Below are 14,488 nucleotides of genomic sequence, written 5' to 3'. Positions count from 1 at the left end.
CGTTCACTCTTTCGTGGGCTAAGTTGTTCTCACATCGAGTTATTCTCAGAGTGAGAGGGAAGATGTGAACGAGCAGGAGTTCCTTGCCGCCTACGACCCGCGGGACCATCCGGCCGTCGCCGTGACCGTGGACGTGGTCGCCCTGACCATTCGCGAGGGCGCGCTGCACCTGCTGCTCGTCCGCCGGGGCGCACCGCCGTTCGAGGGCCACTGGGCGCTGCCCGGCGGCTTCGTCCACCCCGACGAGGACCTGACCACCGGGGCCCGCCGCGAGCTGGCCGAGGAGACCGGGCTCGGCGGCGAGCGGCTGCGCCGGATCCACCTGGAGCAGCTCGCCAGCTACGGCGCTCCCGACCGGGACCCCCGGATGCGGGTCGTCTCGGTGGCCCACCTCGCGTTCGCCCCCGACCTGCCGGACCCGGCCGCCGGCAGCGACGCCGACGAGGCGCTCTGGCTGCCGGTCAGCGCGCTGGCCAGCCGTCCGCTCGCCTTCGACCACGCCCGGGTCATCGAGGACGGGCTGGAGCGGGCCCGGTCCAAGCTGGAGTACACCCCGCTGGCCACCCGCTTCCTGGACGCCGAGTTCACCGTCACCGAGTTGCGCGCCGTCTACGAGACGGTCTGGGGGCACCCGCTGCACCCGGGCAACTTCCACCGCAAGGTGCTCTCCGTGCCGGGCTTCGTGGAGAGCACCGGCGCCAGCACCGAGCGCGGCGGCACCCGCGGCGGCCCGCGCGCCAAGCTCTACCGCGCCGGCGACGCCCGGCTGCTGCACCCGGCGCTGCTGCGCCCGGCCCGGGAGGAGACGGTGTGATGAGGACCGACGAGGCCATCCGGCTGGTCGCGACGGCCCGCACCGACGTCGACCTGTTCGGCGCCGACTCGTCGGCACACCGGTACCGCGAACTGGTCGCGGCCCTGCACCCCGACCGGCTGGGCGCGCTCGACGAGGCGGTACGCGCCGAGGCCACCGACGCGTTCGTGCGGGTCACCACCCGCTGGCGGGCCAGCCAGGCGTTCGTCCTCGGGGCGTACCGGCTCGGCCCGCTCGCCCACACCGGCGACCTGGCCGACCTGTACGACGTCGGGGCGGACCAGCTGCTCAAGTTGCCCCGTAACCCCACCGACAACGACCTGATGGCCCGCGAGGCGCACGCCCTGCGCACGGTCGAGGAGCGGGGCGACCCGCGCTACCTGCCGTACGTGCCCCGGCTCGTCGACTCCTTCCGGCACCGGGACGCGGCGACCGGCGCCCAGCGGCGGATCAGCGTGCTGGCCACCGCGCCCGGTCTGCGCAGCCTGGACGAGGTGCGCCGGGCGTACCCCGACGGGCTGGACGCCCGGGACGCGGCCTGGATGTGGCGGCGGCTGCTGGTCGCCCTCGGCCTGGCCCACCGGGCCGGCGTGGTGCACGGCGCGGTGCTGCCCCGGCACGTGCTGATCGAGCCCGCCGGGCACGGCGTGGTGCTCGTGGACTGGTGCTTCTCGGTGGTCGGCGAGGGCGCGGTCCCGGCGCTGGTGCCCGGCCACGAGGACTGGTACCCGCCCGAGGTCGCCGCGAAGCGGCCCTGCGGACCGGGCACCGACCTGGCGATGGCCGCCCGCTGCATGACCTGGCTGATGGGCGACCGCGCTCCGCGCGAGCTGCGCGCCTTCGCCGACGGCTGCCGCCGCCCGGCCCTGAACTCCCGGCCCGACGACGCCTGGCGGCTGCTCGGCGAGCTGGACGAGGTGCTGGAGCGGCTCTACGGGCCGCGCACCTTCCGACCCTTCACCCTCAACCCCTAAGGAGGCTGCCATGGGCAGTGGAATGTGGTCCACCGACGTGTACGACGCCGCCGACCGATACCGCCGGGCCACCGGCAAGAGCGCGTTCTCCTACAGCGACAGCGGGGCGCGCACCGTGCACCCCGCCCTCGACCCGCGCGGTGCGGCGCGGGAGAGCCGCGACTCGGCCGAGCACCCGCAGTCGACGGCCATCTCGGTGCTGTTCGACGTGACCGGCTCGATGAGGCACGTCCCACGCACCCTCCAGACCAAGCTGCCGCAGCTGCTCGGGCTGCTGCTGCGCCAGGGCTACGCCCGCGACCCGCAGATCATGTTCGGCGCGATCGGCGACGCCACCTGCGACCGGGTGCCGTTGCAGGTCGGCCAGTTCGAGTCGGACAACCGGATGGACGACGACCTCGGCCGGATCGTGCTGGAGGGCGGCGGTGGCGGCCAGATGACGGAGTCGTACGAGCTGGCCATGTACTACATGGCCCGGCACACGGTGACCGACTGCTGGGAGAAGCGGGGCCGGCGCGGCTACCTGTTCGTCATCGGCGACGAGCTGGCCTACCCCAGGGTCGACCGGCGGCAGGTGAGCCGCCTGATCGGCGACGACCTGGGCGAGGACGTGCCGCTGCGGCAGATCGTCGACGAGGTGACCCGCCGCTGGGACACGTACTACCTGCTCCCCGCCGGCAGCCACTACGCCGGCAACGCCAAGGTGCTGGACTTCTGGCGCGACCTGCTGGGGCAGAACGCCGTCGTGCTGGACGACCTGGACGCCGTCTGCGAGACCATCGCGCTGACCGTCGGCCTCGGCGAGCAGGCCGTCGACCTGGACCAGGGCCTGGCCGACCTGAAGCGGGCCGGCTCGACGGCCACCGGCACGGTGTCGAAGGCGCTGGCCCGCCTCGGTGGCGGCCCGCGGGACCAGGTGTGTGCGCTGCCGGCCCCGTCGGCGCCGCCGTCGACTCGGGGGGTCACCCGGCTGTGAGCCACGTGACGGTGGTCGACCTCGGCTACGGCGACGCCGGCAAGGGCACCGTCGTGGACTGGCTGTGCGGGACCCGGCCGGTCCACACGGTGGTCCGTTTCAACGGGGGCGCGCAGGCGGCGCACAACGTCGTCCTGCGCGACGGGCGGCACCACACGTTCGCGCAGTTCGGGGCGGGCACGTTCCGACCGGGGGTGCGGACCCACCTGGCGCGGCACGTGGTGGTGGACCCGCTGGCCCTGGCCGCCGAGGCCGACCACCTCGCCTCGGTGGGGGTGCCCGACGCGCTCGACCGGCTCACGGTCGACGGGGAGGCGCTGCTGGCGACCCCGTACCACCGGGCCGCCAACCGGGCCCGGGAGCTGGCCCGGGGAGCCGACCGGCACGGCTCCTGCGGGCTGGGGGTGGGCGAGACCGTCGCGTACGGTCTCGCGCCCCCCCCCCACCCCCCCCCCGGGGCGGGGGGCCCCAGCCCCCCGCCGCGGGGGGGAGCGGAGCGGGTGGGGGGGGGGGGGGGGGCGCCCCCAGCCGCCCGCTCCGGCCCCCCCCCCCCCCGACTCCGCGCCACGGGTGGCGGACTGCCGCACCCCGGCGGTGCTGCGCCGCCGGCTCGCCGCGCTGCGGGACCGGCTGACCGCCGAACTCGGCCCGCTGGACGCCCCGCCGGTGGAGGACTGCCTGCCCGCGTTCACCGGGTTCGCCGGACGGGTGGCGATCGTCGACCGGACGTACCTGGCCGGGGTGCTGCGCGCCGGGACCTGCGTCTTCGAGGGAGCGCAGGGGGTGCTGCTCGACGAGTGGCACGGCTTCCACCCGTACACGACGTGGAGCACCACCACGTTCGCCAACGCCGAGGCCCTGCTCGCCGAGGCGGGCCAGCCCGGCGGGGCCGAGCGGCTGGGCGTGCTGCGGATCGCGACCACCCGGCACGGCCCCGGTCCACTGGTCACCGAGGATTCGGCGCTGCCGCTGGCCGACCCGCGTAACCCGACCAACCCGTGGCAGGGGCGGTTCCGGTTCGGCCACTTCGACGCGGTCGCCCACCGGTACGCCCTGGCGGTGGCCGGCGGGGTCGACGGCCTCGCGCTCACCCACCTCGACCTGGCGGACCGGGGGCTGCGGATCTGCCGCCGCTACGACATCGCCGACCGGCTGGAGCCCGGCCCGCCCGGCGACCTGGACCGCCAGGCCGCGCTCACCGCCCGCCTGCTGGCGGCCCGCCCGGTGTACGACGACGGCCCGCCGGCCGACTGGCCCTCGGCGGTGCAGGAGGCGCTCGGCGTGCCGGTGGTGCTCACCTCCCACTCGCCCACCGCCGAGGGAAAGGCGGTAAGGAAGGGCCCCTTGTTGACGCCTTTTGTATAGGAATGACCCCTTCCTGACGGTGCGGCGGCAGAGCATGAAGGGCATGCAGTCGGTGCTCGACCTGCTCCACGACACGGTCACCTCGCCGTGGGTCTATCTGGTGATCTTCCTGGTCACCGCGGTGGACGCCGTCTTCCCGGCGGTCCCCGGCGAGACGGTCGTGGTCACCGCCGGGGTCTTCGCGGCGAGCGGGCAACCCGACCTGACCGCCGTGATCGTGGTGGCGGCGGTCGGCGCGCTGGCCGGCGACAACCTGTCGTACGCCATCGGCCGGGGCGGCGGCGCGCACCGGCTGGCCCGGCTGCCGGCGGAGAGCCGCCGACGGAGCGGATCGGAGTGGGCCCGCCGGGCGGTGGACCGGCGCGGCGGCGTCATCCTCATGACCGCCCGGTACGTGCCCGGCGGGCGCACGGCCGTGACCCTGACGATGGGCGCCGTGCGGTACCCGCTGCGGTCGTTCCTGCTCTTCGACGCCCTGGCCGCCGGCTCCTGGGCGGTCTACTGCGGGCTGCTCGGCTACTTCGGCGGGCTGGCCTTCGAACGGAATCCCGTCGCGGGTGTGCTGGCGGGCGTCGGGCTGTCGTTCGCGATCACCGGGCTGCTGGAGGCGATCCGCCAGTTGCGGCGCCGCGCCCACCGCCGCGCCGCCGGCCGGAGTTGAACGACAACGCTCATCGCCGCTACAGCCAGCCGGCCGAGCACGGGTGGCGCCGTAACGGGCCGCAGCCCCGAGCGCGCCGCCCGTCGCGGATCTGCGGCGGGCGGCGCGGTTTGCGCGTGACGTCAGGAGACAACCACGTTGCTGTAGTAGTAGTGCAAAATCGCCTGGTAGTTGTTGCCCGCGTTCGCGAGATCACGCGAGCCGTACTGCGACATCCAGTCCCCGGTCACCCAGCCACCGCACGCGGTCGTGGTCGCGCAGTAGTGCGCCCGCAGGATGTTGCCGCTCCGGGTCATCCGGGTCGACCAGGTGCTGTCCACCGCAGAGGACGTCGACGCCTGCGCCGACGACGGCCGGTAGACCTGGTCGGCGGTGTCGTCACGGACGTCGTAGCACTGTCCGCCGGGGGTCTTCCGGGTCGAGTGCAGGGCCCAGTACCAGCCGTAGCTCTTGACGGCTACGGCACCGGCCTGCAGCGAGGCGTTCGGCCAACTCGTCACCCACTCGTTCGGGAGGACGTTCTTGACGTACGTCTTGAAGTCGACCCGGTCGACCCGCCCGAGACCCACCCGGTAGACGAGGATGGTGCTCGGCAGCTTGCTGTCGGTGCCGTCGGTGGTGCAGCCCGTCGGCCCGCCCGTGCCCAGCAGCTCGTGCGAGGCGTTGTTGTTCTTCAGCGTGGCGTTGAGGTTCCCCTCCGCCCCGGCCGCGAAGTCCTGGCTCGCACCGGCGAAGTTGCTGTTGAAGTAGACCCGCACCGTCTTGCCCGTACGGTTCCACACCGACGCGGCGTTGTTCTTCACGCACACGCCCTGCCCGTTGCCCGCACCCTTGAACTCGTAACACGACGGCTGGGTCGTGCCGTAGTCACCGAGCGAATCAGTGAAGTCCGAGATCGAACCAGCCTGGTCGCTGTTGTAGTAGTAGCAGAACTCACCGCTGTCGCAGACCCCGTCCCGGCCGGCGGCGGACGCCGCGCCCGGCGCCACCGCGACGCCGGCGAGCGCCACCACCAGGACGGCCAGAATGCCCGGAACTCTTCTCAGGATGGTCATTCGCCGCCGCCGATCAGACGTGGAGCATGTGCTGGAAGTTGGCCCGGGCGCTGCTCAGGTGCACGTGCAAGCGCATGCCGGGTCACCAGCCGCTCGGGACGTAGGCCCAGCCCAGGTAGTCCGACCGTTGCCGGAACGAATTGGTCTGGTAGACGCTCGGTCCGGTGCTGATGGCGCTGTTGCCGCCGATCGAGAGCATGACGTGCCCGGCATACGTGGTGGACGTGAAGAACACCGCCGCTCCGGCAGGCGGAACCGAGCCGGTGTGGATACGCCCGTTGCTCTTCTGCCAGTTGTAGTGCGTGAGCGCCGTGGCGAACCGGCCGCTGGTGCCGAACGCCCGCTCGACGAACAGCTCGCACTGGTTGTTCCAGTCGGTGTGCCCGAGCCGCGCCCTCGCGAACGCGACAGCCTCGGCCGCGCGCGGGTCGGCCGGGTAGGTGCCGCCGTCGGAACCGCCGATGTCGTGCGAGGCGTTGTTGTTCTTCAGCGTGGCGTTGAGGTTCCCCTCCGCCCCGGCCGCGAAGTCCTGGCTCGCACCGGCGAAGTTGCTGTTGAAGTAGACCCGCACCGTCTTGCCCGTACGGTTCCACACCGACGCGGCGTTGTTCTTCACGCACACGCCCTGCCCGTTGCCCGCACCCTTGAACTCGTAACACGACGGCTGGGTCGTGCCGTAGTCACCGAGCGAATCAGTGAAGTCCGAGATCGAACCAGCCTGGTCGCTGTTGTAGTAGTAGCAGAACTCGCCGCTGTCGCAGACCCCGTCCCGGGCCGCCGCCGACGCCGGCGAGGCGACACTCACGATGGAGGTGGTCATGGCGAGCGCGGCGCCGACGACGGCGAGACTCTTGCGGATGTTCATGGTGTCCTCTCGTGGACAGTGAGCGATGGTTGGTGGATCGGGTCGGAAGCGGGTCACTGCCCGCGCTGGTACTGCTCCCAGGTTCTGATCGGAATCCGGGGGCCGTCGTCCGGACCACGGTCGGCCAGGCCGTTCATGCCGAGGTGGTAGTCGCCGGCCTGGTGCTGTGCCTGGCTGGACAGGTCCGTGTCGTTGATCGCCACGGCGTGGATGTGCCACGGCCAGTCACCCTGACTCGGGTTACGGACCCAGGCTGCGAAGCCGACCTGGCGTAGAGCCCGCACGACGGCGGTACGCGTGGCCGCGGTCATGCCGGTGACCGCGATGTCCACCACGCCCCCGCCGTCGTGCGTACCGGCCGAGGTCGGGTCGCCCCCGACGTTGTACGAGCCCTGCTCGAGCACCAGGGTGTGACCGAGCAGACGCTGCGCCTCGGCCAGCATCGCCTGAGTACGGGCGTCGACGACGTACCCGTCACGCTGGACCCTCGTGCCCGGGCCGATCGTGTTGCCGACGGTGTACCGGTTCTGCCCGAGCTTCGTCAGCGACGTCGTGCCGGGCAGCCCGTTCGCGGCCAGGCCCGTGTAGCCGAGCGAGCGCTGGTAGGCCGCATACGCGGAGATGGTCTCGGTGCCGAAGTAGCCGTCGACCCACTGCGCTTTGAGCAGGTTCTGGGCCTGGAGCGCCTGCTCGACGGCGAGCACGGAACTCTTCGCGCCCGGGGTCAGCGTGTCGTCGGAACGACGGGGGTCGATCTGGGCGGCCAGGACGGTGGCCTCCATGTCCACGACAGGCCGCCCGGCTGTGGTGACGGTCCGCTGCGCTGTGCCGCCGGATGTCGCGGCCCACGCATGGGCCGGAACGCCGCTGGCCACGCAGAGGGCGGCGAGCCCGACGGCTAACCAGGGATGGCGCATGGTCGATCCTCCTCGTAGGTAGTGAGTCGCGTTCGGAACGAACATCACTCTGCGAGAAGGAATCTGTTGTTCGGTACCCCGCTGTCCTGTCAGATCCGCGAGTACGTCATCGACCTCGGCGAATTCAGTGTTGTCAGCTTGGGTGCCGCCAGGGACTTACATCGAACATGCGCACTCTGACACCGGTCGGGGCGAGCCGGGGCCCGAAAAATCGACCGGGGCGGCGGTTCGCCGGGCTTGACCGCGGCTGCCGCCAGACGCAGTCAGGCGGTGACGGTGACCATGAAGAATATCGGCCGGCGGCTGGGAAAGTAGGCCCGCCCGTGCTCGTCGACGATCTTCCAGCCGACCCAGCACTTCCCGGGGCGGCTCGGGGCGGTGACCGGAACACTGATCATCACCTGCTCGCCGGGCGGCGTGTCGCCGATCGCCACCCGATCCGGCACCTGGCAACCGTCATCGTCACCGGTGGGGTTCATCCGCGCCAGGAAGCGGTTGTGCCAAGCGACCGATCCCACGTTCGCGAGCGCCCACACCTTCACGAAGTGGGCGTTCACCTTCACCCGCGTACCGTCGGGAATGGTGACGTCGGCGACGAACTGGCTGGAGTCCCCGGGAATCAACGCGTCCGAGAATCCTGCCGATGACGGCGACGCCGCCATGGCGCCGGAGCCGTCCGGGGACCACAGGCCGCGGACGGTGACGCCCAGGACCGCGACCACCGCCACCGCCACCACGACGGCGAGCCACCGCAACCGGTGCCGTCGCGCGCCCGTGACCTCGTCCTCCGCCGCCGCCTGCGGGTGCTCCGCGGCCGAGGAATCGGTGCTGACCGGCGTCAGGTCGCCGTCCGCAACGGAGTGTCCCGGCCCCGGTCTCTGCGCATCCTCCCATCGGCGCCGCCACTGGACCTCGTCCGCCTCGCAGGCCCGGACGAACTCGCGCGTGGTCTCCCACGAGGGAAACCTGGTCCCGGCGGCAGCCTCGTGCAGCGTCGTGTGCGAGATGCGGCCCGACCGCCCGGCCATCTTCCGGAATGACGGGTTGCCCACGTCGGTCCGCAGTTTTCGCAACTGATCGGCGAACCTCTCGGCGGCCAAGCCGTCCTGGATCGACTCGGCGGCAGCACGCTGGTCTTCCATCCGTCCCCCATGTCAGACGCCGTCGTCGGTGTTGTCAGGGCGGTGCAAGAGATACCGAACGGGCCTCGACGGCCATCATCGTCATGGCTGACGATACCGGGCGCGACGGTCCCGGCACATTGAAGGAGGTCGCTGGTAAAGGGTCTTTCCCGACGTAGTGTTCGCACCCTCGCGGCCGCCGGTCGAACTGAGGGCCCCGCCATGAGGCGGGGCCTCCTTCTGGTTCCATCGCGGTCCCGCCGGGCTACCGCTGCGGCGGACGCCAGGTGCTGCCGCGCAGGAGTTGGTCGGCGCCGAGCCAGGCGACGTTCATCATCCGGGTGGCGGTCTTCTCCGGGTCTGCCTCCGGGTGGTCGGCGAGCCAGTCGGCGAGCGACTCGCTCGCGCCGACCAGCGCGTACGCGACGACCTCCAGGTCCGTTGCGCTCACCTCGCGCCCCCGGGCGCGCAGCGCGTGGTCGAGCATCCCGGCGACCACCTCCACGAGCCGGGCCCGCATGGCGGCCAGTTCCCCGGCGAACGGCTGTGAGCCCCGGGCCTGCCGGTAGAGCACCGCCCAGCCGTCCCGGTGCGCCCCGACGAAGCCGAAGAACGCCCGCAGCCCGCGCCAGAGCCGCTCGTCGGCGTCCAGGTCGGGGGCGGCGGCCCCGGCGATGGCCTCCGTCATCCGGGTGCCCTCGCGGTGCAGGCACGCGACGAAGAGCTCCTCCTTGGTGCCGAGGTATGCGTAGACCATGGGCTTGGAGATGCCGGCGGCCTCGGCGATCTCGTCCATGCTGGCCGCGTGGAAGCCGCGCCGCGAGAAGACCCGGACGGCCGCGTCGAGCATCTGCTGCTCGCGTACGGCCCGGGGCAGGCGCTTGAAGGTGGGGGTGCTGGACACCTTGCGAGCATACCTACTCATGCGTAAGGTTACGCTTGAGTAACCACATTCGCCGCCCGAGAGGTGCATCTCCCATGACCGACTTCGACCCGGCCAACTTCGCCAACTACGGCCCGAAGGAGTTCGCCCAGCTGGTCAAGTCCACCCCCGACGACAAGATCGCCGAGGTGATGTCCGGCGACCTGCGCGGCAAGGTCCTGAGCGAGGTCTTCGGCCGGATGCCCTCGCTGTTCCGCGCCGACCGGGCCGGCGCCACCAACGCGGTGATCCACTGGAACATCACCGGCCGCCCCGACGGTGGCACCGACGCGTACGAGATCGCCATCGCCGACGGCGCCTGCGTGGTCAACGAGACCCCGCAGCACGACCCGAAGCTGAGTCTCACCATGGGCCCGGTCGAGTTCCTGAAGATCGTCTCCGGCGGGGCCAACCCGGTCATGATGTTCATGACCGGCAAGCTGAAGGCCAAGGGCGACCTGGGCCTGGCCGCCAACATCGCCAACCTGTTCGACATCCCCAAGGCCTGACATGGCCGAGTTCTCGCTCGACCTGAACGAGGAACAGCGGGACCTGCGGGACTGGGTGCACGGCTTCGCCGCCGAGGTCGTGCGCCCGGCCGCCGCCGAGTGGGACGAACGGGAAGAGACCCCCTGGCCCGTCATCCAGGAGGCGGCGAAGGTCGGCCTGTACGGCTTCGAGTTCCTCGCCACCTGCTGGGCCGACCCCACCGGCCTGTCCCTCCCGATCGCCAGCGAGGAGCTCTTCTGGGGCGACGCCGGCATCGGCCTGGGCATCTTCGGCACCTCCCTCGCGGTGGCCGCCATCTACGGCGCGGGCACCCCCGACCAGCTCGTCGAGTGGGTCCCGCAGTGCTTCGGCGACGTCGACTCGCCCGCCGTCGCGGCGTTCTGCACCACCGAGCCGGAGGCCGGCTCCGACGTCGGCGCGATGCGCACCCGGGCCGTCTACGACGAGGCCACCGACGAGTGGGTGCTGCGCGGGCAGAAGGCGTACGCCACCAACGGCGGGATCGCCGGGGTGCACGTGGTCACCGCCTCGATCGACCCGGAACTCGGCTCGCGCGGCCAGGCCGCGTTCGTCGTACCGCCGGGCACCGCCGGGTTGAGCGCCACCCGGAAGCTGCGCAAGCTGGGGCTGCGCGCCTCGCACACGGCGGACGTCTTCCTCGACGACGTCCGGGTGCCGGGCCGCTGCCTGCTCGGCGGGCGGGAGGCCCTCCTGGAACGGCTCGACCGGGCCCGCTCCGGCCGGCGCGCCTCCGGCCAGGCCGCGATGCGCACCTTCGAGCTGTCCCGGCCCACCGTCGGCGCGCAGGCGCTCGGCGTGGCCCGGGCCGCCTACGAGTACGCCCTCGACTACGCGAAGGACCGGGTCCAGTTCGGTCGGCCGATCATCGAGAACCAGGCCGTCGCGTTCGCGCTGGCCGACATGAGGATGGAGATCGACGCGGCCCGGCTGCTGGTCTGGCGGGCGTCCTGGATGGGGCGCAACAACCGCCCGTTCACCGCCGGCGAGGGCTCGATGTCCAAGCTCAAGGCCGGCGAGGTGGCCGTGTCGGTCACCGAGAAGGCGGTCCAGTTGCTCGGCGGGGCCGGCTTCCTGCGGGACCACCCGGTCGAGCGCTGGTACCGGGACGCGAAGATCTACACCATCTTCGAGGGCACCTCGGAGATCCAACGGCTGGTCATCTCCCGGGCCATCTCCGGCATGCACATCCGCTGACCCGCCGCCGGAACGCGCACCGCCGAAGGAGGCCGTGCATGGACCTGCCGTTCGTCGTCGCCACGCTGACCCGGCGCGGGCTGCTCACCCCGGGCCGGCCGATCCGGATCGCCTCCCAGCTCGGCGCGCTGCGCAGGTGGGGTTGGAGCCTCGCCGGCGAGCTGCGCCAGGCCGCCGCCCGGGACCCGGGCCGCACCGCCGTCGTCGACGAGCTGGGCGCCGAGCTGACGTACCGGGATCTGCTGGACCGGGCCGAGCAGCTGGCGAAGTCGCTACGCGACGTGCTCGGCGTCCAGGCCGGGGACCGGATCGGGCTGCTCTGCCGCAACCACCACGGGCTGATCGAGGCCATGGTCGCCACCACCCTGCTCGGCGCGGACGCGGTGCTGGTCAACTCCGGGCTCTCCGCCGCGCAGCTCGCCACCGTCGCCGAGGAGCAGGCGCTCAAGGTCCTGGTGCACGACGCCGAGTTCGCCGACCGGCTCCCCGGCCTCCCCGCCGAGCTGCACCGGGTCGACGAGGCCCGGCTGGAGGAGCTGGTCACGTGGGCGCAGCCCGGCGACCTCCGGCCGCCGCCGCGCGACGGCCGGACCATCGTGCTCACCTCCGGCACCACCGGCTCGCCCAAGGGGGCCCGCCGGCCCACCCCGCACGGCTTCGGCCCGCTGGTGTCCATCATCGACCGCATCCCGCTGCACGTCCGGCACACCGTGCTGATCGCCGCTCCGCTGTTCCACACCTGGGGGTACGCCGCCCTCCAGGTCTGCTTCGCGCTGCGGGCGACCATCGTGCTGCACCGCCGCTTCGACCCGACCGCCACGCTGGACGCGCTGGTGGCGCAGCGCTGCGACGCCATGTTCGCGGTGCCGGTGATGGTGCAGCGGCTGATGGAGGTGCCCCCGCCCGGCCGGAGGCCGCCGCTGAAGGTGGTCGCGGTCAGCGGTTCCGCGCTGCCCGGCGGGCTGGCCACGAGGTTCATGGACGCCTACGGCGACGTCCTCTACAACCTGTACGGCTCCACCGAGGTCTCCTGGGCGTCCATCGCGGGCCCCGCCGACCTACGACGGGCCCCCACCACCGCCGGCCGACCGCCGCACGGAACCCGGCTGCGGATCCTCGACGAGGAGGGGCGGCAGGTCCCCGACGGCCGGGTCGGCCGGATCTTCGTGGGCAACGAGATGCTGTTCGAGGGCTACACCTCGGGGGCGGGACGGGAGAGCCGGGACGGGCTGCTGGACACCGGGGACCTCGGCCGGGTCGGCGTCGACGGGCTCCTCTTCGTCGACGGTCGAGCCGACGACATGATCGTCTCCGGCGGGGAGAACGTCTTCCCGTCCGAGGTGGAGGACCTGATCGCCCGGCTCCCCCAGGTCCGGGAGGCTGCCGTGATCGGTGTGCCGGACCCGGAGTACGGCGAGCGACTGGCCGCGTTCCTCGCCCTGCACCCCGGCGAGACGCTGGACCCGGAGGCGGTCCGGGAGTACGTCCGGCACTACCTGGCCCGGTTCTCCGTGCCCCGGGACGTGGTCTTCGTGAAGTACCTGCCGCGCAACGCCACCGGCAAGGTGCTGAACCGCGAGCTGCGCCGCTACTACGACTGACCGGGTCCTGCCCGACCGCGCCACCAGCACTGCCCAGGGGTTCTCCCCGGCCGTGGACCGGGCGCACCAGGGACCCACCCGAGCCGCCGACCGGGGTGCGCCGGGTGACTCTCCCGGATGCCCCGGGCTCCCCCGGCGGGCAGGCTCGACCGCATGAAAACCACGAATCGCCGGACCGTCCTCGTCGCCACCGCACTCGGTGCCCTGCTGACCGTCACCGCCCCCGGCACGGCCTCCGCCGCCCCGCGCACCGCCGACACCCCCGCCCCCGGCTCCGCCGCCATGGCTGCCGGCTCCGTGGGCGCCGGGACGGCGGCGCTCGGCCGGGGCGGCGCCGGATGCCGGCCCGGCACCCTCGACCCCAGCCCTCTCCGGACGGCGATCGCCGGCCTGCCCAGCGCCGACGCGACCAGCGCCCAGGTGCGGATCACCACCCCGGAGGGTTGCTGGACGGGCACCAGCGGCGTACGGGACCTGCGCACCCAGTCCCCGGTTCCGCCGCACGCGCGGTTCCGGGTGGGCAGCGCCACCAAGGTCTTCACCGCCGCCCTGGTGCTCCAGCTCGCCGCCGAGGGGCGGGTCGACCTGAACGGGCCGGTGCAGGGATACCTGCCCGGCCTGTTACCCGCCGACTACCCGACCGTGACCGTCCGCCAGCTGCTCGACCACACCAACGGCATCCCCAGCCCGACGATGCCGGGCGGTGTCGAGTGGCAGCTCGCCCACCGGTACGACCGCTGGGCCCCCGAGCAGATCGTCCGGCGCGGGCTGGACAACGACCGTGAGTTCGAGCCCGGAGAGAAGCAGCACTACACCAACATGGGCTACATCGTCGCCGGCCTGCTCATCGAGAAGGTCACCGGCCACTCGTACGCCACGGAGCTGGACCGGCGGATCGCCCGGCCGCTCGGCCTGCGGGACACGTACGCGCCGGGCGACGACCCGCGCATCCGCGGCCCGCACGCGCACGGCTACCAGGCCGTGGTGCGCGGCGGGGCGACCGAGCTGGTGGACGCGACCACCTGGAGCCAGACCTTCACCCCGGCCTCCGGGAACGTCATCTCCAGCCTCGCCGACCTGGACACCTTCATCACGGCGCTGTTCACCGGCCGGGTGGTGCCGGAGCCTCAGCTCACCGAGATGTTCACCCTCCCGCAGGTGGACGACGTCGAGGGCGGGCCGGCCCGGTACAGCGCCGGGCTGACCGCCACGCCGCTGCCGAACGGCGAGACCCTGTGGGCCAAGACCGGCTCCCGGTTCGGCTACCTGGCCGCCGTGGCCTCCACCCGGGACGGCCGGTTCCGGGTGGAGTACTCGATCACCGCGACGAACGCCAAGGGCGAGGAGCTGAGCGCCACCGCCCAGGCCGTCATCCGCGCCGCCCTCGGCATGGTCTGACCCACCCCCGCCGGTCGCCCCGACGGCCCCCGACTCGACCCGACCCGACCCACGGTTCCTTGGTACAAGGTCAGGCCGGGTGCCGGGCGGCCCC

The 14,488-nt window shown here is 72.6% G+C and carries 14 protein-coding genes and 1 pseudogene; 10 read left to right on the top strand and 5 right to left on the bottom strand.

Going from position 1 to position 14,488, the window contains the following annotated elements:
• The first annotated feature begins 64 nt into the window (after window positions 1-64).
• The 6 genes and pseudogenes from ABT023_RS01690 to ABT023_RS01665 all read left to right on the top strand — a co-directional run bounded on the left by ABT023_RS01690 (window position 65) and on the right by ABT023_RS01665 (window position 4,790).
• Window positions 65-814 (top strand): NUDIX hydrolase, encoded by a 750-nt coding sequence (locus ABT023_RS01690; protein ID WP_350880539.1) that lies wholly within the window; start codon window positions 65-67, stop codon window positions 812-814.
• The gene (locus tag ABT023_RS01685; protein ID WP_350880537.1) at window positions 814-1,788 is read left to right on the top strand and encodes an RIO2 family protein; all 975 of its coding nucleotides are present in this window, start codon (window positions 814-816) and stop codon (window positions 1,786-1,788) included. The genes ABT023_RS01690 and ABT023_RS01685 overlap by 1 nt, the downstream gene beginning before the upstream one ends.
• 10 nt (window positions 1,789-1,798) lie before the next feature.
• Complete coding sequence (locus ABT023_RS01680; protein ID WP_350880535.1) at window positions 1,799-2,764, top strand: hypothetical protein; 966 nt, start codon at window positions 1,799-1,801, stop codon at window positions 2,762-2,764.
• Window positions 2,761-3,199 (top strand): annotated as a pseudogene (locus ABT023_RS01675) (adenylosuccinate synthetase); the annotation flags it as partial. The gene ABT023_RS01680 and the pseudogene ABT023_RS01675, both read left to right, overlap by 4 nt.
• A gap of 135 nt (window positions 3,200-3,334) precedes the next feature.
• Entirely contained in the window at window positions 3,335-4,129 is a 795-nt protein-coding gene (locus ABT023_RS01670) for an adenylosuccinate synthetase (RefSeq protein WP_350880533.1), read from the top strand.
• Between the two features lie 43 nt (window positions 4,130-4,172).
• On the top strand, window positions 4,173-4,790 hold the full coding sequence (locus tag ABT023_RS01665) for a DedA family protein (RefSeq protein WP_350880531.1): 618 nt from the start codon (window positions 4,173-4,175) through the stop codon (window positions 4,788-4,790).
• A gap of 122 nt (window positions 4,791-4,912) precedes the next feature.
• Here ABT023_RS01665 and ABT023_RS01660 read toward each other — a convergent pair whose 3' ends face one another.
• From ABT023_RS01660 to ABT023_RS01640, 5 genes are all read right to left on the bottom strand, one after another.
• Entirely contained in the window at window positions 4,913-5,845 is a 933-nt protein-coding gene (locus tag ABT023_RS01660; RefSeq protein WP_350880529.1) for a SpoIID/LytB domain-containing protein, read from the bottom strand.
• Between the two features lie 82 nt (window positions 5,846-5,927).
• Window positions 5,928-6,710 (bottom strand): peptidase inhibitor family I36 protein, encoded by a 783-nt coding sequence (locus tag ABT023_RS01655; protein ID WP_350880527.1) that lies wholly within the window; start codon window positions 6,708-6,710, stop codon window positions 5,928-5,930.
• A 53-nt stretch (window positions 6,711-6,763) separates the two neighbouring features.
• A complete protein-coding gene (locus ABT023_RS01650) occupies window positions 6,764-7,627 on the bottom strand; it encodes a peptidoglycan-binding domain-containing protein (protein ID WP_350880525.1) in 864 nt (287 codons plus the stop codon).
• 263 nt (window positions 7,628-7,890) lie between these two features.
• The gene (locus ABT023_RS01645; RefSeq protein WP_350880523.1) at window positions 7,891-8,769 is read right to left on the bottom strand and encodes an NBR1-Ig-like domain-containing protein; all 879 of its coding nucleotides are present in this window, start codon (window positions 8,767-8,769) and stop codon (window positions 7,891-7,893) included.
• A gap of 244 nt (window positions 8,770-9,013) precedes the next feature.
• Entirely contained in the window at window positions 9,014-9,652 is a 639-nt protein-coding gene (locus ABT023_RS01640) for a TetR/AcrR family transcriptional regulator (protein WP_350880521.1), read from the bottom strand.
• Between the two features lie 74 nt (window positions 9,653-9,726).
• Between ABT023_RS01640 and ABT023_RS01635 the strand changes: the two genes are divergently transcribed.
• From ABT023_RS01635 to ABT023_RS01620, 4 genes are all read left to right on the top strand, one after another.
• Window positions 9,727-10,179: an SCP2 sterol-binding domain-containing protein gene (locus ABT023_RS01635; protein WP_350880519.1), complete on the top strand. Its 453-nt coding sequence runs from the start codon at window positions 9,727-9,729 to the stop codon at window positions 10,177-10,179.
• 1 nt (window position 10,180) lies between these two features.
• Entirely contained in the window at window positions 10,181-11,395 is a 1,215-nt protein-coding gene (locus tag ABT023_RS01630) for an acyl-CoA dehydrogenase family protein (protein WP_350880517.1), read from the top strand.
• A gap of 38 nt (window positions 11,396-11,433) precedes the next feature.
• Entirely contained in the window at window positions 11,434-12,996 is a 1,563-nt protein-coding gene (locus ABT023_RS01625; protein WP_350880515.1) for an AMP-binding protein, read from the top strand.
• Between the two features lie 153 nt (window positions 12,997-13,149).
• Window positions 13,150-14,394: a serine hydrolase domain-containing protein gene (locus ABT023_RS01620; RefSeq protein WP_350880513.1), complete on the top strand. Its 1,245-nt coding sequence runs from the start codon at window positions 13,150-13,152 to the stop codon at window positions 14,392-14,394.
• Window positions 14,395-14,488: the final 94 nt, after the last annotated feature.

It is taken from the genome of Micromonospora sp. NPDC002296 (genome assembly GCF_040296145.1).
GTDB lineage: Bacteria > Actinomycetota > Actinomycetes > Mycobacteriales > Micromonosporaceae > Micromonospora.
The sequence above is the reverse complement of the archived record's forward strand: the minus strand, read 5'-3'. Positions and strand labels throughout refer to the sequence as shown.

Coding starts and splice junctions, on each gene's coding strand:
- ABT023_RS01665 (WP_350880531.1), top strand. CDS start 4,173: ATGCAGTCGGTGCTCGACCTGCTCCACGACACGGTCACCTCGCCGTGG.
- ABT023_RS01625 (WP_350880515.1), top strand. CDS start 11,434: ATGGACCTGCCGTTCGTCGTCGCCACGCTGACCCGGCGCGGGCTGCTC.
- ABT023_RS01620 (WP_350880513.1), top strand. CDS start 13,150: ATGAAAACCACGAATCGCCGGACCGTCCTCGTCGCCACCGCACTCGGT.
- ABT023_RS01650 (WP_350880525.1), bottom strand. CDS start 7,627: ATGCGCCATCCCTGGTTAGCCGTCGGGCTCGCCGCCCTCTGCGTGGCC.
- ABT023_RS01680 (WP_350880535.1), top strand. CDS start 1,799: ATGGGCAGTGGAATGTGGTCCACCGACGTGTACGACGCCGCCGACCGA.
- ABT023_RS01685 (WP_350880537.1), top strand. CDS start 814: ATGAGGACCGACGAGGCCATCCGGCTGGTCGCGACGGCCCGCACCGAC.
- ABT023_RS01645 (WP_350880523.1), bottom strand. CDS start 8,769: ATGGAAGACCAGCGTGCTGCCGCCGAGTCGATCCAGGACGGCTTGGCC.
- ABT023_RS01635 (WP_350880519.1), top strand. CDS start 9,727: ATGACCGACTTCGACCCGGCCAACTTCGCCAACTACGGCCCGAAGGAG.
- ABT023_RS01660 (WP_350880529.1), bottom strand. CDS start 5,845: ATGACCATCCTGAGAAGAGTTCCGGGCATTCTGGCCGTCCTGGTGGTG.
- ABT023_RS01630 (WP_350880517.1), top strand. CDS start 10,181: ATGGCCGAGTTCTCGCTCGACCTGAACGAGGAACAGCGGGACCTGCGG.
- ABT023_RS01655 (WP_350880527.1), bottom strand. CDS start 6,710: ATGAACATCCGCAAGAGTCTCGCCGTCGTCGGCGCCGCGCTCGCCATG.